25 protein-coding genes are annotated in these 22,413 nt (G+C 69.2%); 13 read left to right on the forward strand and 12 right to left on the reverse strand.

Annotated elements, in window-relative coordinates:
- Positions 1-2: 2 nt before the first annotated feature.
- The 4 genes from SB816_RS22955 to SB816_RS22970 form a co-directional block, all read right to left on the reverse strand.
- Positions 3-1,280, reverse strand: coding sequence for an MdtA/MuxA family multidrug efflux RND transporter periplasmic adaptor subunit (locus SB816_RS22955; RefSeq protein ID WP_054503369.1), 1,278 nt, complete (start codon positions 1,278-1,280; stop codon positions 3-5).
- A gap of 136 nt (positions 1,281-1,416) precedes the next feature.
- Positions 1,417-2,169 (reverse strand): cell division protein ZapD, encoded by a 753-nt coding sequence (gene zapD / locus SB816_RS22960; RefSeq protein WP_054503539.1) that lies wholly within the window; start codon positions 2,167-2,169, stop codon positions 1,417-1,419.
- Positions 2,170-2,211: 42 nt separating this feature from the next.
- On the reverse strand, positions 2,212-2,859 hold the full coding sequence (gene coaE, locus SB816_RS22965) for a dephospho-CoA kinase (protein ID WP_116792783.1): 648 nt from the start codon (positions 2,857-2,859) through the stop codon (positions 2,212-2,214).
- 79 nt (positions 2,860-2,938) lie between these two features.
- On the reverse strand, positions 2,939-3,793 hold the full coding sequence (locus SB816_RS22970; protein ID WP_054503367.1) for a prepilin peptidase: 855 nt from the start codon (positions 3,791-3,793) through the stop codon (positions 2,939-2,941).
- Between the two features lie 193 nt (positions 3,794-3,986).
- Between SB816_RS22970 and SB816_RS22975 the strand changes: the two genes are divergently transcribed.
- A complete protein-coding gene (locus tag SB816_RS22975; protein ID WP_054503366.1) occupies positions 3,987-4,751 on the forward strand; it encodes a copper resistance protein NlpE N-terminal domain-containing protein in 765 nt (254 codons plus the stop codon).
- A 146-nt stretch (positions 4,752-4,897) separates the two neighbouring features.
- On the opposite strand, the gene SB816_RS22980 is transcribed toward SB816_RS22975, so the two are convergent.
- The 4 genes from SB816_RS22980 to SB816_RS22995 form a co-directional block, all read right to left on the reverse strand.
- Positions 4,898-5,314, reverse strand: coding sequence for a response regulator transcription factor (locus SB816_RS22980; RefSeq protein ID WP_175168377.1), 417 nt, complete (start codon positions 5,312-5,314; stop codon positions 4,898-4,900).
- 117 nt (positions 5,315-5,431) lie between these two features.
- Complete coding sequence (panC, locus tag SB816_RS22985) at positions 5,432-6,286, reverse strand: pantoate--beta-alanine ligase (protein ID WP_054503365.1); 855 nt, start codon at positions 6,284-6,286, stop codon at positions 5,432-5,434.
- A gap of 43 nt (positions 6,287-6,329) precedes the next feature.
- Positions 6,330-7,220, reverse strand: coding sequence for a segregation and condensation protein A (locus SB816_RS22990; protein WP_054503364.1), 891 nt, complete (start codon positions 7,218-7,220; stop codon positions 6,330-6,332).
- Between the two features lie 16 nt (positions 7,221-7,236).
- A complete protein-coding gene (locus SB816_RS22995) occupies positions 7,237-7,425 on the reverse strand; it encodes a DUF3460 family protein (protein WP_006386935.1) in 189 nt (62 codons plus the stop codon).
- Positions 7,426-7,523: 98 nt separating this feature from the next.
- On the opposite strand from SB816_RS22995, the gene SB816_RS23000 reads away from it, so the two are divergent.
- Both SB816_RS23000 and glpK read left to right on the forward strand, forming a co-directional pair.
- A complete protein-coding gene (locus SB816_RS23000) occupies positions 7,524-8,978 on the forward strand; it encodes a DHA2 family efflux MFS transporter permease subunit (protein ID WP_049071001.1) in 1,455 nt (484 codons plus the stop codon).
- Entirely contained in the window at positions 8,965-10,488 is a 1,524-nt protein-coding gene (glpK, locus tag SB816_RS23005; RefSeq protein ID WP_269874177.1) for a glycerol kinase GlpK, read from the forward strand. The genes SB816_RS23000 and glpK overlap by 14 nt, the downstream gene beginning before the upstream one ends.
- A 117-nt stretch (positions 10,489-10,605) precedes the next feature.
- On the opposite strand, the gene SB816_RS23010 is transcribed toward glpK, so the two are convergent.
- Both SB816_RS23010 and SB816_RS23015 read right to left on the reverse strand, forming a co-directional pair.
- Entirely contained in the window at positions 10,606-11,163 is a 558-nt protein-coding gene (locus tag SB816_RS23010; RefSeq protein WP_054503362.1) for a hypothetical protein, read from the reverse strand.
- Entirely contained in the window at positions 11,163-12,098 is a 936-nt protein-coding gene (locus SB816_RS23015; protein WP_049070997.1) for a LysR family transcriptional regulator, read from the reverse strand. The genes SB816_RS23010 and SB816_RS23015 overlap by 1 nt, the downstream gene beginning before the upstream one ends.
- A gap of 169 nt (positions 12,099-12,267) precedes the next feature.
- On the opposite strand from SB816_RS23015, the gene gtdA reads away from it, so the two are divergent.
- The 8 genes from gtdA (at position 12,268) to SB816_RS23055 (ending at position 20,015) form a co-directional block, all read left to right on the forward strand.
- Positions 12,268-13,320 carry a gentisate 1,2-dioxygenase gene (gene gtdA, locus SB816_RS23020; RefSeq protein WP_410547592.1) on the forward strand — a complete coding sequence of 351 codons (1,053 nt, stop codon included), beginning with the start codon at positions 12,268-12,270 and terminating at the stop codon, positions 13,318-13,320.
- A gap of 76 nt (positions 13,321-13,396) precedes the next feature.
- Positions 13,397-14,095 carry a fumarylacetoacetate hydrolase family protein gene (locus SB816_RS23025; RefSeq protein ID WP_064526625.1) on the forward strand — a complete coding sequence of 233 codons (699 nt, stop codon included), beginning with the start codon at positions 13,397-13,399 and terminating at the stop codon, positions 14,093-14,095.
- A gap of 12 nt (positions 14,096-14,107) precedes the next feature.
- Positions 14,108-14,746 carry a maleylacetoacetate isomerase gene (gene maiA / locus SB816_RS23030; protein WP_241116323.1) on the forward strand — a complete coding sequence of 213 codons (639 nt, stop codon included), beginning with the start codon at positions 14,108-14,110 and terminating at the stop codon, positions 14,744-14,746.
- Positions 14,743-15,141 carry a chorismate mutase gene (locus SB816_RS23035; RefSeq protein ID WP_054446332.1) on the forward strand — a complete coding sequence of 133 codons (399 nt, stop codon included), beginning with the start codon at positions 14,743-14,745 and terminating at the stop codon, positions 15,139-15,141. The genes maiA and SB816_RS23035 overlap by 4 nt, the downstream gene beginning before the upstream one ends.
- Complete coding sequence (locus SB816_RS23040) at positions 15,134-16,138, forward strand: Bug family tripartite tricarboxylate transporter substrate binding protein (RefSeq protein ID WP_064526630.1); 1,005 nt, start codon at positions 15,134-15,136, stop codon at positions 16,136-16,138. Before SB816_RS23035 ends, SB816_RS23040 begins: the two co-directional genes overlap by 8 nt.
- An 80-nt stretch (positions 16,139-16,218) precedes the next feature.
- Entirely contained in the window at positions 16,219-17,571 is a 1,353-nt protein-coding gene (locus SB816_RS23045) for an FAD-dependent oxidoreductase (protein ID WP_410547593.1), read from the forward strand.
- Positions 17,572-17,590: 19 nt separating this feature from the next.
- Positions 17,591-18,811 (forward strand): 3-hydroxybenzoate 6-monooxygenase, encoded by a 1,221-nt coding sequence (locus SB816_RS23050; RefSeq protein WP_054503356.1) that lies wholly within the window; start codon positions 17,591-17,593, stop codon positions 18,809-18,811.
- 28 nt (positions 18,812-18,839) lie between these two features.
- On the forward strand, positions 18,840-20,015 hold the full coding sequence (locus SB816_RS23055; RefSeq protein WP_144656865.1) for an ABC transporter substrate-binding protein: 1,176 nt from the start codon (positions 18,840-18,842) through the stop codon (positions 20,013-20,015).
- Between the two features lie 100 nt (positions 20,016-20,115).
- Here SB816_RS23055 and SB816_RS23060 read toward each other — a convergent pair whose 3' ends face one another.
- Positions 20,116-20,478, reverse strand: coding sequence for a glyoxalase superfamily protein (locus SB816_RS23060; protein ID WP_054503354.1), 363 nt, complete (start codon positions 20,476-20,478; stop codon positions 20,116-20,118).
- 84 nt (positions 20,479-20,562) lie between these two features.
- Between SB816_RS23060 and SB816_RS23065 the strand changes: the two genes are divergently transcribed.
- Entirely contained in the window at positions 20,563-20,922 is a 360-nt protein-coding gene (locus tag SB816_RS23065; RefSeq protein ID WP_054503353.1) for a hypothetical protein, read from the forward strand.
- A gap of 140 nt (positions 20,923-21,062) precedes the next feature.
- Here the strand turns inward: SB816_RS23065 and SB816_RS23070 are convergent, their stop codons facing one another.
- Positions 21,063-22,079, reverse strand: coding sequence for a Bug family tripartite tricarboxylate transporter substrate binding protein (locus tag SB816_RS23070; protein WP_049070977.1), 1,017 nt, complete (start codon positions 22,077-22,079; stop codon positions 21,063-21,065).
- Positions 22,080-22,231: 152 nt separating this feature from the next.
- Here SB816_RS23070 and SB816_RS23075 point away from each other — a divergent pair.
- On the forward strand, positions 22,232-22,413 hold a 182-nt coding region (locus SB816_RS23075), incomplete at its 3' end, for a hypothetical protein (protein WP_410547594.1).

Here is a 22,413-nt window from a genome sequence, read left to right on the forward strand (position 1 = left end):
GATCAGCGCGTGGCGGGCGTGGTGCCCGCCGGCGCGCCCCCGCCCAGCGACTTGTCCTTGGCGGCGGGGATCACCTCGCCCCCGCCCACGACCTCGACCTTGGCGCCGGCGCGCAGGCGGTCGGTGCCCTCGGTGACGACACGGTCGCCCGGCTGCAGGCCCTCGTTGACGGCGACCATGCCATTGTTGATGGCGCCCAGCTTGACCTGCCTGACCTGCACGGTATTGTCCGGCTGCACCAGGAACACGAAGGCGCCGGCCGAGCCCTGCTGCACCGCCGCCGTCGGAATCGCGGTCACGCCCTTGCGCGTCAGCACGTGCAGGCGCACGTTGACGAACTGGTTGGGAAACAGCGCGTCGTCCTGGTTGTCGAACTTTGCCTTGAGCTTGAGGGTGCCGGTGGTGACGTCGATCTGATTGTCCAGCGTCTCCAGCGTGCCGGACGCGATGCGGCGGGTGTCGGCGCGGTCATAGGCCTCCACCGCCAGGGTGCGGCCCTGGGCCAGTTCGGCGCGCACTTCGGGCAATTGCGTCTCGGGCAGCGTGAACACCACCGAGATCGGCTGGGTCTGCGTGATCACCACCAGGCCGTTGGTGTCCGAGCTGGACACCAGGTTGCCGCGGTCGACCTGGCGCAGGCCGAGGCGGCCGCTGATCGGCGCCGTGATGCGGGCGTAGTCCAGTTGCAGGCGGGCATTGTCGACATTGGCCTGGTCGCTCTTGATGGTGCCTTCGTATTGCCGCACCAGCGCCGCCTGGGTGTCGACTTGCTGCTTGGCGATCGAGTCCTGCTTGAACAGGGCCTGATAGCGCTGCAGGTCGCGGCGCGCGTTCTCCAGCAGCGCCAGGTTCTGCATCTGGGTGCCGCGGGCCTGGTCCAGGGCCACCTGGAAGGCGCGCGGGTCGACCTGCGCCAGCAGGTCGCCGGCCTTGACCTGCTGGCCTTCCTGGAACGGCACGTCGACCAGTTCGCCGCTGACGCGGCTGCGCACGGTGACGGTGTTGTAGGCCGTGACGGTGCCCAGGGACTTCAGGTAGATATCGATGTCCTGCGTGACGGCGCTGGCCACGCGCACCGGCACGGCCAGGTTGGCCATGGCCGCGGCCATGTTGGGCCGTCCGCCCGCGCCCGGACGCCCGCCGCCCGCGCCACCCGGCTTGGCGGCCGGCCGCAGCGCCAGCCAGGCGATGCCGGCGACCACCAGCAAAAGCACCGCCAACCCGATGATTCTGCGGCGGGTCCAGCGGGAAGGCGACGAAACGGGACGGCTATCGGACATGGGATACGGTTCCGGCACTGACGGAGAAAGCCGTATTGTGACCTAGACGACCGACATTTCAGCCATTGTCCGTTACCGCTGAAATCGGCCGCAACAGGAATCGGGGCGGGATGCCCCCCCGCTCGCGCCCGACGGGCTACGAATTGCAGAGCGTGATCTGGAAGGGGATGCTGCGCGCCACCTGCTGTGGCTTGAATTCGCCGTCCTGCGTCGAAAAGCGGATCCAGATCATGTACTTATTCGCGCTGATCTCGGGAAAAACCCCCTGCGCCGGATCGACCCAGACGCGCAGCAGTTGGTACTGCTTGCCGCCCAGCATCTCCTGGTAAGCGCCCTGTTCGGCCACGATGTCGATCTTGCGGCCTGACTCGCGCAACAGGCGCAGCGCCAGGGTCAGGCCGTCGTTCAGGGCGGTGAAGGGCGCCAGCCAGGCCTGCAGGTCCGCGCAGCGCGCGGCTTCGGACTTATGCTGCCAGGCGTAGTACGACGGCATGTCGACCTGAGTCGCGCCGCCGGGCACCGCCAGGCGCCCGCGCAGGCTGGTGAGCCATTCGTTCTCGCGCAGCGACTGGCCGGTCTTGCCGGGCGCCGCCAGGGCCGAAGCCACCTTTTCGAGTTCGCGCAGCATGCCTTCGAGCGCGTCCTGCGCCACCCCGGGGTGGTCGCGCAACCCAACCAGCGCGACGCGCTGGCGTTCGAGGTCCTGCAGCACCGAGCCTTTCACGTCGGTGCGTTCGCAGACATCGAGCAGATCGAACAGCGAGGTGACGGCAACCTGGTGCTGGCGTGAATCCCCCTCGCGCGCAAAGAAGAACAGCCTGTCGAACAGGTATTCGAGCCGCAGGTAGGCGCGGATGCGCTCGTTGAAGGGATATTCGTAAACAATCACGCTTGTAAACAGGCCCATCAGAGGTCGGCCGGCGGGCCGAGATTATTCAGGGGTGCCGGCCAAGCCCGAAGCTTGCCGGCCCGTGGTGGCCGCCAGCTTGAGCCAGCGATCATGCAGGGTCTTCGCCTGCGCGCGCAATTGCTCCGGCGATGTCGCGCCGCCATTGTCGATGACGTCGTCCGCGACCTCGAGCCGGTCCGCCCGCGCAGCCTGTGCCGCCATGATACGCCGGATGGCTGAGTCCGTCAGCCCGCTGCGCGAGCGCACCCGGGCCACCTGGGTGTCGGGATCGCAATCGACCACGCAGATGCGGTCGACGCGGCCGCGCCAGCGCCCGATGGACTCGACCAGCAACGGCACCACGAACACCAGATAGACGCCGCGCGCGGCCTCGGCCTGGCGTTCGGTTTCGTGGCCGATGGCCGGATGCAGGATGGCTTCCAGGCGCAGGCGGACCTGCGGGTCGGCAAACGCGCGCTCGCGCATCCAGTCGCGATCGAGAGCGCCTGCCGGCGTCAACGCGTCGGGCCCGAACTCGCGTTCGATGGCGGGCATCGCCGCGCCGCCGGCCGCGGTCAGCGCGCGCGCGATCTCATCGGTATCGACCACCGATGCGCCCCATTCGCCCAGCAAGTCGGCCACGCGCGATTTGCCCGAGCCGATGCCCCCTGTCAGACCGATCTTGAACATGTTCGTCCTTCGTGTGCGCCCTGCTCCCCGCCGCCCCTGCGCCCCACCGGGCGCGCGCCGCCGCGGGGCGGACGCGCGTTCAATGCAGCAACCATCCCAGGCCTTGCTCGCCGCCCAACAGCAGCACGGCCACGCCCGCCAGCGCCAGGTATGGGCCGAACGGCAAGGCCTGGCCGCGGCGTGCCCGGCCGCCGAGCGTCAGGGCGCCGCCTACCACCACGCCGACCACCGAGGCGCCCAGCAGCAGCATTGGCAAGGCGCCGACACCGAACCAGGCCCCCAGCGCCGCCAGCAGCTTGAAATCGCCGTAGCCCATGCCTTCGCGGCCGGTCAGCAGGCGGAATGCATGAAAGATAACCCACAGGAACAGGTAGCCGGCCACCGCGCCCACTACCGCCATCGGTAGCGGCGTGAAGGCGTCGAACAGATTCACGAGCAGGCCGGCCCAGGTCAGCGGCAGCGTGATCGCGTCCGGCAGCAGGGTCGATTCCAGATCGATCCAGGCCAGCGCCACCAGCGCCGCCGACAAGCCCATGGCGCACAACGCGATGGGCGTGGCGCCGAAACGCCAGGCGCAGGCGGCGAACAGGATGCAGGTGATCGCCTCGATGGCGGGATAGCGCCAACCGATCGGGGCGCCGCACGCGGCGCAACGGCCGCGCAGCGCCAGCCAGCCCAGCAGCGGCAGGCGGCGCCAGCCCGTCACCGGCGCCTCGCAGCTCGGACAATGCGCGGCCGGCGCCCGCAGGTCGGAGTCGATCGCCGGCCGGGCATTGCCCGCCGCTTCCTGGCACTGCGCCTGCCACTCGCGTTCCATCATGCGCGGCAGGCGGTAGGTGACCTGCGTCAGCCAGCCGCCGACCAGCAGGCCGGCCAGCGCGGCCAGCGCGACAAACGCCGCCAGGGGCACCGGCAAGACATGCCACAGCGTCATGCGCGCCCTCGCGGCGCGGTCCGCCGCGCCGGCGGACGAGCGCGGACGGCAGGACGGCGGGCGGGCTGCCAGGAGCCGTGTCGTAATTTGTGCATAAAGTGCCGGCAACGCCTTTCAGGATGGTGGGGAACGTATCGAATCTTCGCATAAGTGCGTAAAATCGGAGACAGACTCAACTTACGGATCAGCTGCCATGGCCGCGCGCGTCGAAATCCTTACCCGCCCCCGCAAACTCAGCATGATGGGGCTGCTGTTAGCGGGCACGGCGCTGGCAGCCGCGGGCTGCGCCCAGCAACGCACCGAAGGCTATTACGATCCCCCGGTCGAAAGCACCGTCACCGACGCCCAGTACCAGGGTTCCGGCGCCGGCTACCGCACCGTGCTGCGGGCGCCGTCGCAGGTGCAGATCGCGCTGAAGCCCGACCAGAAGAAGACCCCGACCCAGGCCGCCGCGGCCCAGGGCGCCACCACCGAGGATGGCCAGCCCGTGCCGGAAGGCGCGAGCAGCGGCGCCAGCGCCGGCGCGGCGCCCGCCCCGGCGCCCGCCGCGACGCAGAGCGCCGCCGCCAACAGCCTGGTGCCGCAGCCGCAGACCTACATGGGTACGCTGCCGTGTTTCTCGCCCGCCATGCAGTGCACGGCGCAGCGCGTCACCCTGACCCTGGCGCCCAACGGCCGCTGGCGCGGCCGCACCGCCTACCTGGAAAACGATCCCCAGAAGGCCGCGCCGATCGTCGAGCAAGGCTGCTGGGACGCCACCGACGAGCGCCCGCCGCGCGTCCTGCTGCTCGACAGCAAGGGCAACATGCGGGTCGAATTCGTGGTCGCCGCCAACAACGTGCTGCGCGTGCGCTCCATCGGCGGCCAGTCGCCCAACCTGAACTACAACCTGACCCGCCAGCCGGACCTGGATCCGATCGACGAACTGGCCAAGGCCCAGGCGCCTCAATGCCCCTGAGCGCGGCGGGCCGGGTATCCAGCCCGGCCTGACCATCCCCCGCAGGGCCTGCCGGATGACGTATCCGCCAGGCCCTTGGTTTTTGGGGCGGCCTCCTGGACCGATGAAAGCCGAGGGGCGGCTGGCCACCCTCGAAAAGTAAGTGCCTACTTACTCCAGTATCCTTTATTGATAAGTGCCGCGCAGCAATCCGCGAGGATGGCATCGACCCGCTCCGCCCGCAGCGCATAGCGCGTGTCTGACGCGGGCGTATCCGCAGCGGGCTCGGGCGGCGGGGCGACCGGCGCCGCAGCCTCCGACCCGCACGGCAATGGCGCTCCCAGCACCGGCGACACGCCCGGTTGCCCAAAGGCGCACAGCCGGCAGGCCAGTTGCATGGCGTTGCGCACGCCCAGCTTGGCGAAGATCCGGGCGCGGTGGGCCTCGGCGGTGCGCAGGGAAATGTCCAGGTCAATCGCGATGACCTTGTTCGGACGGCCAGCCGCGACATAGGCGACGATCTGGCGCTCGCGCGGCGTCAGGGCGGACAGGAGGCGATCGAGGTCGGCGCGGGGAACGTGCATGGAATGGCTCTGCAATGATGACTTGCAGAGAGTCTGCCCCGCCCTCGCCGGCGACATAAGCTGGCAATTTTGCCAGGGGTGCGCGGCCCGGCCTGAGCCGGCCGCGGCGCAACCGGCTCAGGCCGTGTAGGCCAGCTCCAGGTTGTCGATCAGGCGGGTCGCGCCCAGCTTGGCGGCGGCCAGCACCACCACCGGCTCGCCCGCCTGGAGGTCGGCAGCTTCCGGACGCTTGAGGTCGCGCTGGCGGCGCAGGGCGATGTAGTCGACCTTCCAGCCGCGATCGGTCAGTTGCTGAGTGGCCTCGCGCTCCAGCCTCGCGGCGTCGCGCTCGCCGGCGGCCAGGCGCTGGCCGACGTTGTGCAGGGCGGCGTACAGGGCCGGGGCCTCGGCGCGCTCGGCCTCGCTCAGGTAGCGGTTGCGCGACGACAGCGCCAGGCCGTCGTCGGCGCGCACGGTCTCGTGCGCCAGCACTTCCACCGGCAGTTGGAACTGGCGGCACATGTTGCGCACCACCATCAGTTGCTGGTAGTCCTTCTTGCCGAACACGGCGACCCGCGGCTGGACACAGGAGAACAGCTTGAGCACCACGGTGCTGACGCCGGCGAAGAAGCCGGGGCGGAATTCGCCTTCGAGGATGTCGCCCAGGTCGTCCGGCGGCTGCACGCGGAAATTCTGCGGTTCGGGGTACATCTCGCGCTCGTTGGGCGCGAACAGCACGTACACGTCGCGCTCGCGTTCGAGCTTCTCGATGTCGGCGGCCAGGGTGCGCGGGTATTGGTCGAAATCCTCGTTCGGCCCGAACTGCAGGCGGTTCACGAAGATGCTGGCGACCACCGGGTCGCCGTGCTGGCGCGCCAGCTTCATCAGCGCCAGGTGGCCTTCGTGCAGGTTGCCCATGGTGGGCACGAACGAGACGCGGTTCTGGCCGCGCAGGTGGTCGCGCAATTCCTGGATGGTGTGGACGACTTTCAAGGGGGATCTCCGGGGTTGGGCGCACAGCCCGGGGGGAATCGGATCAGGCCGCGACCGCCGCGACGCTGGTGTAGGCCAGGCGCACGTAGATGGGCGCGTAAGGCTCGGCCTGGGTGATTTCCAGCAGCGATTCGCGCGCCAGTTCCAGCATGGCGATGAAGTGCACCACCACCACGGCGGCCGGCGCGCCCTCGCGCACCCGTTCCATGAACAGGTCGCCGAACTCCATGAAGCGCACGTCGTTCAGGCGCCGCAGGATGTGCGTCATGTGGTCGCGCACCGAAAGCTGTTCGCGGGTGATGTGATGGTGCTGGTTGAGCTTGGCGCGCTTCATGATGTCGGCCCACGCGGCGCGCAGGTCGTCGACGCTGACCTCGGGCAGCATGCGCTCGACGCTCAGGTCGGCGACCGCATGGCTGGTGACGAAGTCGCGGCCCAACTGGGGCAGCGCGTCGAGCTTCTGCGCGGCCAGCTTCATCTGCTCGTACTCGAGCAGGCGGCGCACCAGCTCGGCGCGCGGATCCTCGGGCTCTTCGCCGGTGTCGGTCTTCTTGACCGGCAGCAGCATGCGCGACTTGATCTCGATGAGCATGGCCGCCATCAGCAGATACTCGGCGGCCAGCTCCAGGTTGTGGATGCGGATCTGTTCCACATAGGACAGATACTGCCGCGTGACATCCGCCATGGGGATGTCCAGCACGTTGAAGTTCTGCTTGCGGATCAGGTAGAGCAGCAGGTCCAGCGGCCCCTCGAAGGCTTCGAGGAACACCTCCAGCGCATCCGGCGGGATGTACAGGTCCGTCGGCATCTGGAACAGCGGCTCGCCGTACAGGCGCGCGAACGCGACGCTGTCAACGGTGTCGGGCGTGCTGTCGACGGACGGTTCCACTAGCGCGGCCAGGGCATCGCCCGGGACGGAGGGGGTGTGGGCCATGGCTGCCGCAACGGTATCAGTCGGCCTGATACACGTACGGCTTTTGCGGCACGCGGGCGGCGCGGAAGCCTTCCAGCAGCTCCGCGTCCTGCGGCTTGTCCCACAGACGCGCACGGCCTTCGCGCTGGCGCTCTTCGGTGCCAGGGTGCGACTGCTTGTAGTCTTTGAGGAACTTGGTGATCTCGGATTCGTAGTTGGTTGCCATGGCACCAATTTCAGTGGGTTTCGGATACCCGGAGTTTACTGCACGCGGGGCCGGGAGCCGGCGTTACAATCTTCCGGGTCCCACCGCCCCCCTCCGCCATGTCAGCCGAATCCGCAGCCGCAGCCAATCCCGCTCCTCCCTCGACCCCGGACGCGGTGCGCGCGGCGCGCATGATTCCCTTCATCGTCGGCTGTGCGCTGTTCATGCAGATGCTGGACGCCACGGTGGTCGCCACCGCCCTGCCAGCCATGGCGCGGGCCCTGGGATCGACCCCGGTGCGGTTGAACGTCGCCATCACCTCCTACCTGCTGTCGGTGGCCGTGTTCGTGCCGGTCAGCGGCTGGGCCGCCGACCGCTACGGCGCGCGCCGCGTCTTCATCGCCGCCATCGGCCTGTTCACCCTCAGTTCCGTGGCCTGCGCCCTGTCGCAGGACCTGCCGCAACTGGTCATCGCCCGGGTGGTGCAGGGCATGGCCGGGGCCATGATGGTGCCGGTGGGCCGCATCATCCTGCTGCGCACGGTGCCCAAGCAGGACCTGCTGAAAGCCATGTCGTTCCTGTCGATCCCGGCGCTGCTGGGGCCGGTGATCGGGCCGCCGCTGGGCGGTTTCATGGTCACGTACATGTCGTGGCACTGGATCTTCCTGATTAACATCCCCATCGGCGTGCTCGGCATCGCGCTGGTGCTGCGCTACGTGGCCGAGATCAAGGAAGAATCGGCGCCGCGCCTGGACTGGCTCGGCTTTCTGCTCAGCGCCGTGTGCCTGGCCACGCTGGTCAGCGGCTTCGAGGCCATCGGCCGCGACGTCATGCCGCTGCCGATGCTGCTGGGCCTGATCGCGGTCGGCATCGTCTGCGGCCTGCTCTACGGCTGGCATGCGCGCCGCACCGAACACCCGATCATCGATCTGGCGCTGATGCGCATCCCGACCTTCGCCATCTCGACGCTGGGCGGCAACCTGTGCCGCTTCGCGGTCGGCGCCACGCCCTTCCTGCTGGCCATGCTGCTGCAGGTGGGCTTCGGCCTGTCGCCCTTCTCGGCCGGCCTGATCACCTTCGCCAGCGCCGCCGGCGCGCTGCTGATGAAATTCGTCGCCACGCCCATCGTCAGGCATTTCGGCTTTCGCCGCGTGCTGACCGTGAACGCGGTGCTGACCGGCGCCTTCATCGTGGTCTGCGCCACGTTCACCCCCACCACCCCGGTCTGGCTGATGATCGCCATCCTGCTGGTCGGCGGCTTCTTCCGCTCGCTGCAGTTCACCGGCGTAAATACGCTAACCTATGCCGACATTCCCCCGGCCAAGATGAGCCGCGCCAGCAGTTTCGCCGCCATGGCGCAGCAGCTCGGCATCAGCCTGGGCGTGGGCGTGGCCGCGGTGACCCTGAACATCAGCATGACCCTGCGCGGGGCGGAAAGCCTGGTGGTGGGCGACGTGATCGTCGGCTTCATCGTCATCGGCCTGCTGTGCGCGGCTTCGGTCTTTTCCTTTAGACGCCTCGACCCGCTGGCCGGGGCACACCTGAACGGCGCCAAGAACAGTGACGACGAATGAATTTGTCCTAGCCCTGGACCAGGGCACCACCAGCTCCCGCGCCATCGTGTTCGATCGCGATGGCGTGGTGCGCGGCATCGGCCAACGTGAATTCCGCCAGCACTATCCGCGGCCGGGCTGGGTCGAACATGACCCCGGCGAGATCTGGCACAGCCAGTTGGACGTGGCGCGCGAGGCCCTGCGCAACGCCGCCGCCAGCGCCGCCGACGTGGCCGCCATCGGCATCACCAACCAGCGCGAAACCACCCTGATCTGGGACCGCGCCAGCGGCCGCCCCCTGGCCCGCGCCATCGTCTGGCAGGACCGCCGCACCGCGCCGATGTGCGACCAGTTGCGCCAGGACGGCCACGCCGACTTCCTGCAATCGCGCACCGGGCTGGTGCTGGACGCCTATTTCTCGGGCACCAAGCTGGCCTGGCTGCTGGATCACGTGCCCGGCGCGCGCCAGAAGGCCGAGCGCGGCGAACTGGCCTTCGGCACCGTCGACACCTGGCTGATCTGGCAGCTGACCGGCGGCGCGGTGCACAGCACCGACCCCAGCAACGCCTCGCGCACCATGCTGTTCGACCTGCACACGCAGGACTGGAACGACGAGATCCTGGCGCTGCTCAACATTCCGCGCAGCGTGCTGCCCTCCATCGCGCCCAGCAGCGCGGTGGTGGGCGAGTCCCTGCCCGAATGGCTGGGCGGCTCGATTCCCATCGCCGGCGTGGCCGGCGACCAGCAGGCCGCCACCTTCGGCCAGGCCTGCTTCAAGCCGGGCATGGCCAAGAACACCTACGGCACCGGCTGCTTCATGCTGATGAACGTGGGCGACAAGCCGGTGCAGTCGCACAACCACCTGCTGTCGACCGTCGGCTGGGGCCTGCCGGCGCAAAGCCAGCCAGGATGGCGTCCGGCCTACATGCTGGAAGGCGGCGTGTTCGTCGCCGGCGCCGCGGTGCAATGGCTGCGCGACGGCCTGGGCATCATCCAGCGTTCCGAGGAAATCGAATCGCTGGCCGCCAGCGTGGCCGACACCGATGACGTCTTCATGGTGCCGGCCTTCGCCGGCCTGGGCGCGCCGCACTGGGACCCCTACGCCCGCGGCACCCTGGTGGGCCTGACGCGCGGCACCACCCGCGCCCACATCGCCCGCGCCACGCTCGAATCCATCGCGCTGCAGAGCGCCGAACTGCTGACCTGCATGAACGGCGACAGCGGTATCGCGCTGACCGAGCTGCGGGTGGACGGCGGCGCCGCCCGCAACGACCTGCTGATGCAGATGCAGGCCGACCTGCTGGGCGTGCCGGTGGTGCGCCCGCGGGTGCCCGAATCGACCGCGCTGGGCGCGGCCGGCCTTGCCGGCCTGGCGGTCGGCTTCTGGTCGGATCAGGACGAATTCGCCTCCAAGTGGCAGGCCGAACGCACCTTCGAACCGGCCTGGCCGGACTCGGTGCGCGAGGCCCGCATGCGGCGCTGGCGCCAGGCGGTGGAACTGTCCAAGGGCTGGTCCAACACCGCGAAGTGAACGGCGGCCGCCCGGCGCGCCGCTGACACGCGCCGGCTGCCTGCGCGCGGATCGCCGCGAGGCATCGGCGGCCTCGGCCCCTCCCCCGCCACCCATCACGCGCACGCAGCCGGCCGCTTACGGCCGCCGCGCCTGCGCCTGCATCACCCGCAGCGCCACGCGATAGCCGGCGAACACATAGAACGCATTGCTGTTCATCAGCAGCCACGCGCCCGCGCCGCCCAGCAGCGCGACCACCGGGCCGACCGCGCGCATGTCGCCCTGCGACCAGGCGATCAGGCCCAGCACGCCGGCAGAGGCCAACGCCAGCTCGGTGCGCTTGAGCAGCACCAGCCCCAGGCTGTAGCCGCCCATGAAGGCCACCACGCCGATCGCCAGCGCCAGGGCCGTGACGGCGCAGGCCAGCACCAGCGCGAAGGCCGCCAGCGCCGGTCCGGCCGGCCGCAGCAGCAGGCTCAGCAGGCCGATGCCGACGCCGATGCCGCCAACCATGGTCAGCACCGCCAGCGCCAGCGGCGACCACAGCCCCGGCGGCGCGGCGCGCGCATCCATCTCGGCAACGAAGCGGTGCATGGCCGCGGACGCGTCCGGCGCGCCCGCCTCGTCGCGCAGCGCCGCCTCCAGGCGGCGGCATTGCGCGATCAGCGCATTCAGCCCGGGGCCGGACGGCGCCATCACAGCCTCGTCACGCCCGGCGCGTGCTCGGCCACCGTGTTGCGCAGCGCGGCCATCGCCTCCTGCACGGCGGTCGGCCGGAACGCATCCTCGCGCCAGTACATGGCCACCGAGCCGAAGCCCGACAGGCGCATCGGAATGATGCGCATCGCCTTCATCTGCGTGAAGCGCAGCGCGGCGCGATGCGAAGCGACGCCGATCATGTCGCTGTTGTTGATCAGCGTGAGGTTGATGGTGACCGAATTGGATTCGATGTGATCGGCCGGCGGCGCCTGGCCGGCCGCGGCCAGCGCGGCGTCGACCGCGTTGCGGATCGGCGTGCCCTTGGGCCACAGGATCCAGCGGTATGACAGCAGCTCCGGCCAGCCCGGCTGCTCCCGCGCGAACAGCGGATGGCGCGGCCGCGCCACCAGGTGGATCGGCTCCAGGTAGAGGGCCTCGAAGCGGATGGCCGGATCGTGATGCTCGGGCGCCGAGCGGCCCACCACGATGTCCAGGTCGCCCTGCGCCAGTTGCGCCAGCAGGCGGTCGGTGGTGCCTTCCACCAGTTTCACGCGGGCCTGCGGCATGCGTTCGAGCAGCTTCATCACCGCCAGCGGCACGGTATCCGACGCCGAGGCGCCGGACGCGCCGATCACCACCCGCCCGCCGCCCCCTTCGCGCAAGGCGGCCATGTCGGCGCTGGCGCGGTCCAGTTGCGCCTCGACCCGCTGCGCGTGCGCGATCAGCACGTCGCCGTGCGGCGTCGGCCGCAGGCCGCGCGCATGGCGCTCGAACAGCGGCAGGCCGATGTCGTCCTCCAGATCCTTCAACCACTTCGACAACCCCGGCTGGGTCGTGTTGAGCATCGCGGCCGAGTGGCTGATGTTGCGGGTCTGGGCCAGGCTGAGCAGCATTTTCAGATTGCGCAGGCGCAACCGGTGAGTCCAGTCCATGGAGTCCCCTTTGGTCTCTTATCCATATAGTTATTGATATGGATAATAAGATAATTTCATTTCAAAACACATAGCTCGTTACGCATAATCGTCTCCATATCAGGCCCCGCCGCGCCCGCCGCGACGGGCCCACAGAAGCCGGCCCCGACGCCGGCCCCAGGAGACAGACATGCCCGACGGTCACCCCCCCGGCGCGGATCGCGCCGCCTATTACACCCGCATCGCCCAGAAGCACATGGCCCCCCTGTGGGAGTCGCTGCACAACCTGGTGCCGCGCCAGCCCGCGCCGCGCTGCGTGCCCGCCATCTGGAAATACGACGAGGTGCGCGACGACGTGCTGGCCTCCGGCTCGCTCATCAGCGCCGAGGAAGCCGTGCGGCGCGTGCTGATCCTGGAGAACCCGGGCCTGCCCGGCCAGGCCAGCATCACGCAGAGCCTGTACGCGGGCCTGCAACTGATCCTGCCGGGCGAGATCGCGCCCAGCCACCGCCACACCCAGTCGGCCCTGCGCTTCATCGTCGAGGGCCGCGGCGCCTACACCGCCGTCAACGGCGAGCGCACCACCATGCATCCGGGCGACTTCATCATCACGCCGTCCTGGACCTGGCACGACCACGGCAACGCCGAGACCGTCGACGGCGGCGAACCGGTGGTCTGGCTGGACGGCCTGGACATCCCGCTGCTGCGCTTCCTGGACGCCGGCTTCGCCGAGAACTATCCGTCCGCCACCCAGCCGGTCACGCGTCCCGAAGGCGACAGCATGGCGCGCTACGGCCACAACATGGCGCCGGTGCGGCATCGCGCCACCGGCGGCACCTCGCCGATCTTCAACTATCCCTACGAGCGCAGCCGCGAGGCGCTGGACGCGCTCTACCGCCACGGCGAGCTCGACCCCTGGGACGGCGTCAAGCTGCGCTACCTGAACCCGGCCACGGGCGGCTACCCCATGCCCACCATGGCCACCTTCATGCAGCTTCTGCCGGCCGGCTTCCAGGGCAAGCCCTATCGCAGCACCGACTCCACCGTCTACAGCGTGGTGGAAGGCCGCGGCATCGCCCGCATCGGCGACGCCGAATTCCATTTCGGCCCGCGCGACGTGTTCGTGGCGCCGTCGTGGCAGCCGGTGCAGTTGGCGGCGCTGGAAGACGCCACCCTGTTCAGCTATTCCGACCGCCCGGTGCAGGACGCGCTGGGCCTCTGGCGCGAAGAACGCACCGCCTGAGGCGGCTCCCTCCCATCATTTCAATTCCGGCCGGGGCCCGCGCGGGCTCCGGCGCCGCATTCCAGAAAGGTGACCCATGTCTTTTGTGTTTGATCCCGCCGCCCCCGTTGCCGTGCCCGTCGCCGGCAGCCAGGACAGCTTCCCGGTGCGCCGCGTCTATTGCGTCGGCCGCAACTACGCCGCCCACGCCCGCGAAATGGGCTTCGATCCCGACCGCGAACCGCCCTTCTTCTTCTGCAAGCCGGCCGACGCCGTGGTGCCGGTGGCCGAGGGCAGCACGCTGTCGCTGCCCTACCCGCCCGAGACCGCCAACCTGCATTACGAGATCGAGCTGGTCGCGGCCATCGGCAAGGGCGGCGCCAACATAGCCGTCGACCAGGCGCTGCAACACGTCTGGGGCTACGCCGTCGGCCTGGACATGACGCGCCGCGACCTGCAGATGAAAATGCGCGAGGCCGGCCGCCCGTGGGAACTGGGCAAGGCCTTCGACCAGAGCGCGCCGATCGGTCCACTGGTGCCCGCCGCACAGGCCCGCGACATCCACCGCGCCGGCATCTGGCTGCAGGTCAACGGCGCCGACAAGCAGCGCAGCGACATCGGCAAGCTGATCTGGTCGGTGGCCGAGACCATCGCCTACCTGTCCCGGTACTTCCGCCTGGAAGCCGGCGATCTGATCTATACCGGCACGCCCGAAGGCGTGGGCCCGGTGGTGCGCGGCGACACGATGGTCGGCGGCGTCGACGGCCTGGGCACGCTGAGCGTGCGGATCGCCTGAGGAAGCCCGCCCATGCAACTGCACAGCTTCTTCAACAGCTCCACCTCGTATCGCGTGCGCATCGCGCTGGCGCTCAAGGGCCTGCCGGTCGACATCACCCCGGTGAACCTGCGCAAGCAGGAACAGCGCGCCGCCGACTACATGGCGCGGAATCCGTCGGCCGGCGTGCCGCTGCTGACCGACGGCGATTTCCAACTGTCGCAATCGCTCGCCATCATCGACTATCTGGACGCCACGCACCCCGAGCCGCGCCTGATCCCGGCCGCGCCGCGCGAACGCGCCCGCGTGCTGGAGCTTTCCAACGCCATCGCCTGCGACATCCACCCGGTCAACAACATGCGCATCCTGCGCTACCTGCAGGAAGAGCTGGGCGCCACCGACGCGCAGAAGAATGCCTGGTATCACCACTGGATCCGCGAAGGCCTGACCGCGGTCGAGGCGCTGCTGGCGCGCCATGGCGGCGGCGCCTATTGCTTCGGCGACGCGCCGACGCTGGCGGACTGCTGCGTCGTGCCGCAGGTCGCCAACGCCCAGCGCATGGGCTGCGACCTGTCGGCCTACCCGCGCCTTGTAGGCGTCTACGAACATTGCCTCGCGCAACCCGCCTTCCAGCAGGCCGCGCCCGCCAACCAACCGGACTACATCAAGTGACCTCGCAAGTTTCCCCGGGCCAGGAGCCCGACACCCAGGGCGCGCCGCTGCGCGAATACACCGACCCGGACTACCGCCCGCTGTGCGCCAACCTGGCCGAAGTGCGCGCCAACATCGACCGCCTGGACGACGAGATCGTGCGCCTGATCGCCGAACGCGCCATGTACGTCAAGGACGCCGCGCGCTTCAAGCGCGACGCCTTCCAGGTCAGCGCGCCGGCGCGCCAGGCCGAGGTGTTCGAAAAAGCGCGGCGCCTGGCCGAGCGCCACAACCAGGGCTTCGAAAACCTGGACCAGGTGGTGGACGCCGCCTACCGCGCCATGGTTGCGGCCTTCATCGCCAATGAGCAGACCTATTTCAACAATATGAAGATCGCGGGAGACAAGCATGCATAAGCCCTCAACCCTGGCGCGGGCGCGCGCTTTGACGGCGCGCGCGCTGGCGCTGGGACTGGTGGCCCTGGCGCCGCTGGGCGCGGCGCAGGCCGCCGACGCCTGGCCGTCGCAGCCGCTCAAGGCGCTGGTGCCGTTCGGTCCGGGCTCCAGCCCCGACCAGGTGGCGCGCATTGTCGGCGAGAAGGCCGGCGCCATCCTCGGCCAGACCGTGGTGGTGGAGAACAAACCGGGCGCCAGCGGCAACATCGGCACCTTCGCCATCGCCAACGCCAAGCCCGACGGCTACACCTTCGGCGTCTCGATCACCGGCCCGCTGGTGAACAACACGCTGCTGTTCGACAAGCTGCCCTACGCGCCGGCCACCGACCTGGCGCCGCTGACGCTGGCGGTGCACCAGCCCAACGTGCTGGTGGTGCCGGCCAACTCCGGCATCGACAACGTCGGCCAGTTGCTGGAGGCGCTCAAGAAGAACCCGGACAAGTACAACTTCCCCTCGCCCGGCGCCGGCACCGTTTCGCACCTGGCAGTGGAACTGCTGCTGCAGCGGATCGGCGCGCGCGCCACGCACGTGCCGTATCCGTCGTCGCCGGCCGCGCTGACTTCGCTGCTGTCGGGCGACACGCAGTTCGCCGCGCTGCCGCCGATCGCGGTCATGAGCATGGTCAAGGACGGCCGCCTGAAGGCGCTGGCCGTGACCTCGTCCAGGCGTTCCACCCTGCTGCCCGAGATCCCCACGCTGGCCGAAGTCGGCGTGCCCGGCATCGAGGGCTCGGCCTGGATCGGTTTCGTGATTTCGTCCAAGGTGCCCGCCGACATCCAGAAGAAGCTGTCGGACGCGCTGATCCAGGCGATCCGCGACCCCGAGGTGGTCAAGCGCCTGCAGGCGCAGTTCATGGATCCGGTGGGCAGCACCCCGGCCGAGTTCCGCGCCTACATGGACGATGAGCTCAAGCGCTGGGAACCGCTCATCACCAAGCTCGGCATCAAGGGCCAATAAGAAGGCCTGTGAACGGGCGGCCTCGCCGCCCGGCATTTTCGCACCACCAGACAGTCAAGCAGGACAGCAAGGAGACAAGCATGACCCTCACCGAACCCGCCCGCCAGGTGCCGCTCTATGGCGAATACGACGTTGTCGTGCTGGGCGGCGGCCCCGCCGGCATCCTGGCGGCTGCCAGCGCCGCCCGCAACGGCGCCAGCGTGCTGCTGGTGGAACGCTATGGCTTTCTCGGCGGCATGGGCACGGCGGCGGGCGTCTCCAACTTCTGCGGCCTGCACGCCAACGTGCGCGGCGCCATCCGCCAGGTGGTGCACGGCATGACGGACGAGCTGCTGGACCGCATGCGCGCGCTGGACGGCCTGAACGACCCGCACCTGATCCTGGGCAAGATCCACGCCCAGGCCTACGACATCTCGGCCTTCAAGTGCGCCGCCGACGGCATGGTGCAGGACAGCGGCGCAAAAATCCTGTTCCACGCATTGGCCACCGGCCTGGCGCGCGACGCCGCCGGCAATGTCGACGCGCTGTTCCTGGAGACCAAGTCCGGCCGCTGCGCGGTGCGCGGCAAGGTCTTCATCGACTGCTCGGGCGACGCCGACATCGCGCAATGGGGCGGCCTGCCGTTCGAAAAGGGCGACGCGCACGGCCACATGCTCTACCCCACGCTGATGTTCAAGGTCGGCAACGTCGACGGCGGCCGCGCCCAGGAGGCCTGGAAGACCATTCCCCAACTGATGGACCAGGCCGCCGCCAGCGGCGAATTCACCTTCCCGCGGCGCGGCGCCATCGTGCGGCCGCAAAAGCATGACTACGAGTGGCGCGTCAACGTCACGCAACTGGCCAACGCCGACGGCAGCGCGGCCGACGGCACCGACGCCGCCTCGCTCTCGGCCGGCGAGCTGGAAGGCCGCCGCCAGATCACCGAATACCTGAAGTTCCTGCGCGCCAAGGTGCCGGGCTTCGAAAACGCCTATGTGCTCGACATCGCGCCGCAGCTCGGCATCCGCGAAACCCGCCGCATCGTCGGCGAGGCCATGCTGACCAAGGAAGACGTGCTGGGCTGCGCCGACTTCGAGGACAGCATCGGCGTGAACGGCTGGCCGCTGGAAATGCACACCGCCGGCGACGTGCAATGGCTGTGGCCGCCGATTCCGGAATCGCGCGGCTACAACCAGCTCCCTTTCCGCATGATGGTGCCGCGCCGCGGTCCCGGCGTCGCCGCCAACGTGCTGGTGGCCGGACGCTGCGCCTCGATGACGCACGAAGGCCAGTCGGCCGCCCGCGTCAGCGGCAGTTGCTTCGTCATGGGCGAGGCCGCCGGCACCGCGGCCGCCATGGCGCTGCGCGACGGCCATGCGCCCGCCGACGTGCCGGTGGCGGCGCTGCAGGCGCAACTGCAACGGCAAGGCGCCTTCCTCGGCCGTCAAGAATGAATACGCAAGGAACCTGGCAATGAATGCAACTCCCGCAAAGAACCCGCCCCAATCCGTCATCGTCGTGGGCGGCGGCATCGGCGGCCTGGCCGCGGCGCTGGCGCTGACGCGCCAGGGCATCGCGGTGCAACTGCTGGAACAGGCCGCGCACATCGGCGAGATCGGCGCCGGCATCCAGCTCGGCCCCAACGCCTTCGCCGCGCTCGACGCGCTGGGCGTGGGCGCCACGGCGCGCCAGCGCTCCGTCTTCACCGACCACATCATCATGATGGACGCGGTCGACGCGCGCGAAGTGGTGCGCATCGACACCGGCGAGGCCTTCCGCGAGCGCTTCGGCGGCCCCTACGCCGTGATCCACCGCGCCGACATCCATCTGTCCATCCTTGAGGCGGTGCAGCAGAACCCACTGATCCGCTTTCGCACCTCGACGCAGATCGCCGGCGTGGCGCAGGACGGCAAGCGCGTGGAGGTCACCGACACCGAAGGCAACCGCTACCAGGCCGACGCCGTGGTGGGCGCCGACGGCGTCAAGTCCGTGATCCGCGAACACCTGATCGGCGATCCGCCGCGCGTGACCGGCCACGTGGTCTATCGCGCCGTGGTCGAGCGCGACAACATGCCCGAGGAACTGCGCATCAACGCGCCGGTGCTGTGGGCCGGCCCGCACTGCCACCTGGTGCACTACCCGCTGCGCGGCGGCCAGCAATACAACCTGGTGGTGACCTTCCACAGCCGCGAGCAGGAACAATGGGGCGTACGCGAAGGCAGCAAGGAGGAAGTGCTGTCGTATTTCCAGGGCATCCACCCGCGCCCGCACCAGATGCTGGACCGCCCCACGTCGTGGAAGCGCTGGGCCACCGCCGATCGCGAGCCGGTCGAACAGTGGGGCCAGGGCCGAATGACGATCCTGGGCGACGCCGCCCACCCCATGACCCAATACATGGCCCAGGGCGCCTGCATGGCGCTGGAAGACGCGGTGACCTTGGGCGAGGCCGTCAAGCGTTGCGACCACGATCTGGAGGCCGCCTTCCGGCTGTACGAATCGGTGCGCATTCCGCGCAGCGCGCGCGTGGTCTGGTCGACCCGCGAGATGGGCAGGCTCTATCACGCGCGCGGTGTCGAACGCACCGTGCGCAACATGCTGTGGACCGGCCGCGGCCAGTCGCAGTTCTACGACGCGTTGCAGTGGCTCTACGGCTGGAAGGTGGAGAACTGTCTCGCGGGACCCATCCAGCCATAAAAAAAAGCAGGCACAGGAGGAGACAACCATGACGACACGCATCACCCGCGGCGGCGCCGCGCTGCTGCTGGCGCTGGCCGCCGGCGGCGTCCAGGCCCAGCAGAAACCCGTGGACATCGGCTTCATCGGCACGCTGTCCACGCCCGCCGGCTACATCGGCGAGGACGAGCGCGACGCCTTCATGCTGGCGGTCAAGGAAGGCGGCGGCAAGCTCGGCGGCGTGCCGGTCAACGTGCGCGTGGAGGACGACGCGCTCAAGCCGGCCAACGCCAAGCAGATCGCCGACAAGATGGTGCAGGGCGGCGTGCGCCTGTTCACCGGCGTGAACTTCTCCAACGTCATGGCGGCGGTCGGGCCGACGGTGCTCAACGCCGGCGGCTTCTACGTCAGCCTGAACGCCGGCCCCTCCAACTACGCCGGCAAGGCCTGCAATCCCAACTACTTCGCCGTCGCCTTCCAGAACGACTCGTACGCCGACACCGCCGGCATCGCCGCCAACGAGCTGGGCGCCAAGCGCGTCGTCGTCATGGCGCCGAACTACCAGGCCGGCCGCGACGCCGTCGCCGGTTTCAAGCGCACCTACAAGGGCGAGATCGCCGAGGAGATCTACACCAAGCTGGAACAGGCCGACTTCTCGGTCGAGCTGGCGCGCATCCGCGCGCTCAACCCGGACGCCATCTTCCAGTTCCACCCGGGCGGCGCCGGCATCAACCTGACCAAGCAATACGCCAACTCCGGCCTGGCCGACAAGATCAAGATGATCACGCCCATCTACTCGATGGACGAACGCATGCTGGCCGCCACCGGCACCGCCGGCAAGGGCTTCTACCTGAGTTCGCTGTGGAGCGCGGACCTGGACAACCCGCAGAACAGGCACTTCGTCCAAGCCTTCACCAAGGCCTACAACCGCGCGCCCACCGCCTATGCGGCGCAGGCCTACGACACCGCCAACCTGATCGCCTCGGGCCTGAAGGCCGTGGACGGCGACATCACCGGCAAGGCCGACGCGTTCCGCGACGCGCTGCGCCGTGCTGACTTCCCCAGCGTGCGCGGCAAGTTCAAGTTCGGCCCCAACCAGCACCCCGTGCAGGACTGGTATCTGCTGCACATCGAGGCCGGCGCGGACGGCAAGCTGGTCTACAGGAATCTCAAGGTCATCGCCCGCGACCACACCGACGTGCACGCGGCCGACTGCAAGATGTAGCCGCCGAGGACCTGGCGTCGCGGATCCGCCGGGAACGCTGGAGCGCGCGCGGCGCTACCTGGGCGTGCGCGCGCGCGCCCGGGTAGCGCGGCTCATGGCCTCAGTCTTGCGATTCGCAGAACGTCAGGCGGTTGCCGAACGGGTCGGTCACCCGCAGCAGCCGGCCCCAGGGCGCGTCCTCGACGCCGGGCCGCGCGTAGCCGTACTGCTTGCCGATCAGTTCGGCCTGGTAATCGTCGACGCCGGTGGTGCGCACGAAGATGGCCGCGCCCGGCGTGGCATCGCCGTAGTGCTCGCTCAGGTGCAGCACCAGCTCGCCGCGATGCACCTGCGCGTACAGCGGCAGGCCCGGTTCGAAGCGATGTTCCCAGTCCCACTCGAAGCCGAGGAAATCCAGGTAGAACTCGCGCGCCTTCTCGACCGAAAAGATGCGCAGGATGGGAATGGCGGGGGACAAATGCATGATCAGGCCTTAGTATGCGAGGGATCGCGCCCGCCCACTACCGAGCGTGCGCGCATCTCGCCAGCATAAATCAAACCGGTTGCCATGCCCGACGCCCAAGCCGCATCCTGGAAACACCTGCCCGCGCCGAAGAAGCGCGCGGCGCTGCCCTTTGACGCCACCTACACGGCCGACCAGTACGCCCGCCTGCGGCAAGGCCGCATCCCGCGCGAAATGGAAGACAAGTGGTTCATCTATCTCGACGAGGGCGTGTTGCGCTTTCATCGCAGTTGGACCGGCATCTGGATCTACGCGCTGCGGCTGGAGGCCGCGGGCGACCAGTGGCGCGCGCATGAGGCGTGGGTGAACCGCGAGGCCGACCAGTACGGCTGCACCGACCTGGACACCGACCGCAGGCTGCTGGCGCGGTTGGTCGACGGCCTGCTGGCCGCGCCGCGCGAATGATCGAACGGCGGGGATGACCGAAGCGTGGGGATGAAGCGCGGGCGCCGCGATCGCGGCGCCCGGCGGATACGCCGCCCCGACGGACAGGGGCGGCTTCAGGCCCGGCGCGTTCCCGACGAAACGCGCCAGGCGCGCCGGCCTCAGTTCAGGCTGGCGCCGGAAATCTTCACGATCTCCTGGTACTTGGCCTTCTCGTTCTTGACGAACTCGGCGAAGGCTTCGGGCGTCATGGGCGGCGCTTCCGAACCCATCGTCAGCAGGCGCTGCTTGACGTCGGGCTGCTGCATCGCTTCGGCGTAGGCCTTGTTCAGCTTGGCCACCACCGGCGCCGGCGTGCCGCCGGTCGTGAAGACGCCGAACCAGGTGCCCAGGTCGAAGCCCTTGATGCCCGACTCTTCCACCGTCGGCACGTCGGCCAGCAGCGACGAGCGCTTGGCCGTGGTCACGGCCAGCGCCTTGACCTTGCCGTCCTTGATCAGCGGAGCCGAGGCCGCCAGGTTGTCGAACATGAAGTCCGACTGGCCGGACAGCAGCGCCAGTTGCGCCGGGGCCGCGCCCTGGTAGGGAATGTGCTCGACGTTGATGCCGGCGCGCGCCTTGAGCAGTTCGCCCGACAGGTGGCCGGCGCTGCCGTTGCCGCCGGAACCGTAGTTCAGCTTGCCCGGGTTCTTCTTGGCATACTCGATCAGGTCCGACAGCTTCTCGATCTTGTTCTTGGCGGCGAACTCGACGTTCATCACCAGCACGTTCGGCACCGACGCCACGATGGTGACCGGGGCGAAGTCCTTCACCGGGTCATAGGGCAGGTTGGCGAACAGCCAGGGATTGATGGCGTGGGTCGCGACGGCGCCCATCACCAGGGTGTAGCCGTCGGCCGGGGCCTTGGCCACCAGGTCGGCGCCGATGTTGCCGCCGGCGCCCGAGCGGTTTTCCACCACGACGGGTTGGCCGAGCGAGCCGCGCACCTTCTCGGCCAGCATGCGGGCCATGGTGTCGAGCGGGCCGCCGGGCGGGTAAGGCACCACGAAGCGCAGCGGCTTGGTGGGGAAATCGGTGTTCTGGGCCAGCGCGGGCGCGCCCAGGGCCAGCGTGGCGGCCAGGGCCGCGGCGCCGCCCAGCAGGACGCGGCGCATGGCGCCGCGGGGGGTCTGTTTCATTTGGTTTGCTCCTCTCATTGCATCGATGGCGGTCGGTAGCATACCGCAGCGGGGTGAACGGCGTAACAAAGGGATACCGGGAGAACCACGCGCTTTTCCCGTGAACGGCGCGCCCCGGCCGACTGGAAACAACGTGCGCCGGCCACCCCGGCGTGCTCGGCGCCTTTCCTTTCGCGCCGCTTCGCCAACGGCCGGCGCCCAAAGAAAAGCCGCCTTCCAGGGAAGGCGGCTTCGGTTCGGGTCGCGGCGCCCGGCGGCGCCCGGCCTCAATGCAGGATCTGGCTCAGGAACAGCTTGGTGCGCTCGTTCTGCGGGTGGTCGAAGAACTCGTCCG

This window comes from Achromobacter sp. SIMBA_011 (genome assembly GCF_046535435.1).
Lineage (GTDB): Bacteria > Pseudomonadota > Gammaproteobacteria > Burkholderiales > Burkholderiaceae_B > Achromobacter > Achromobacter dolens.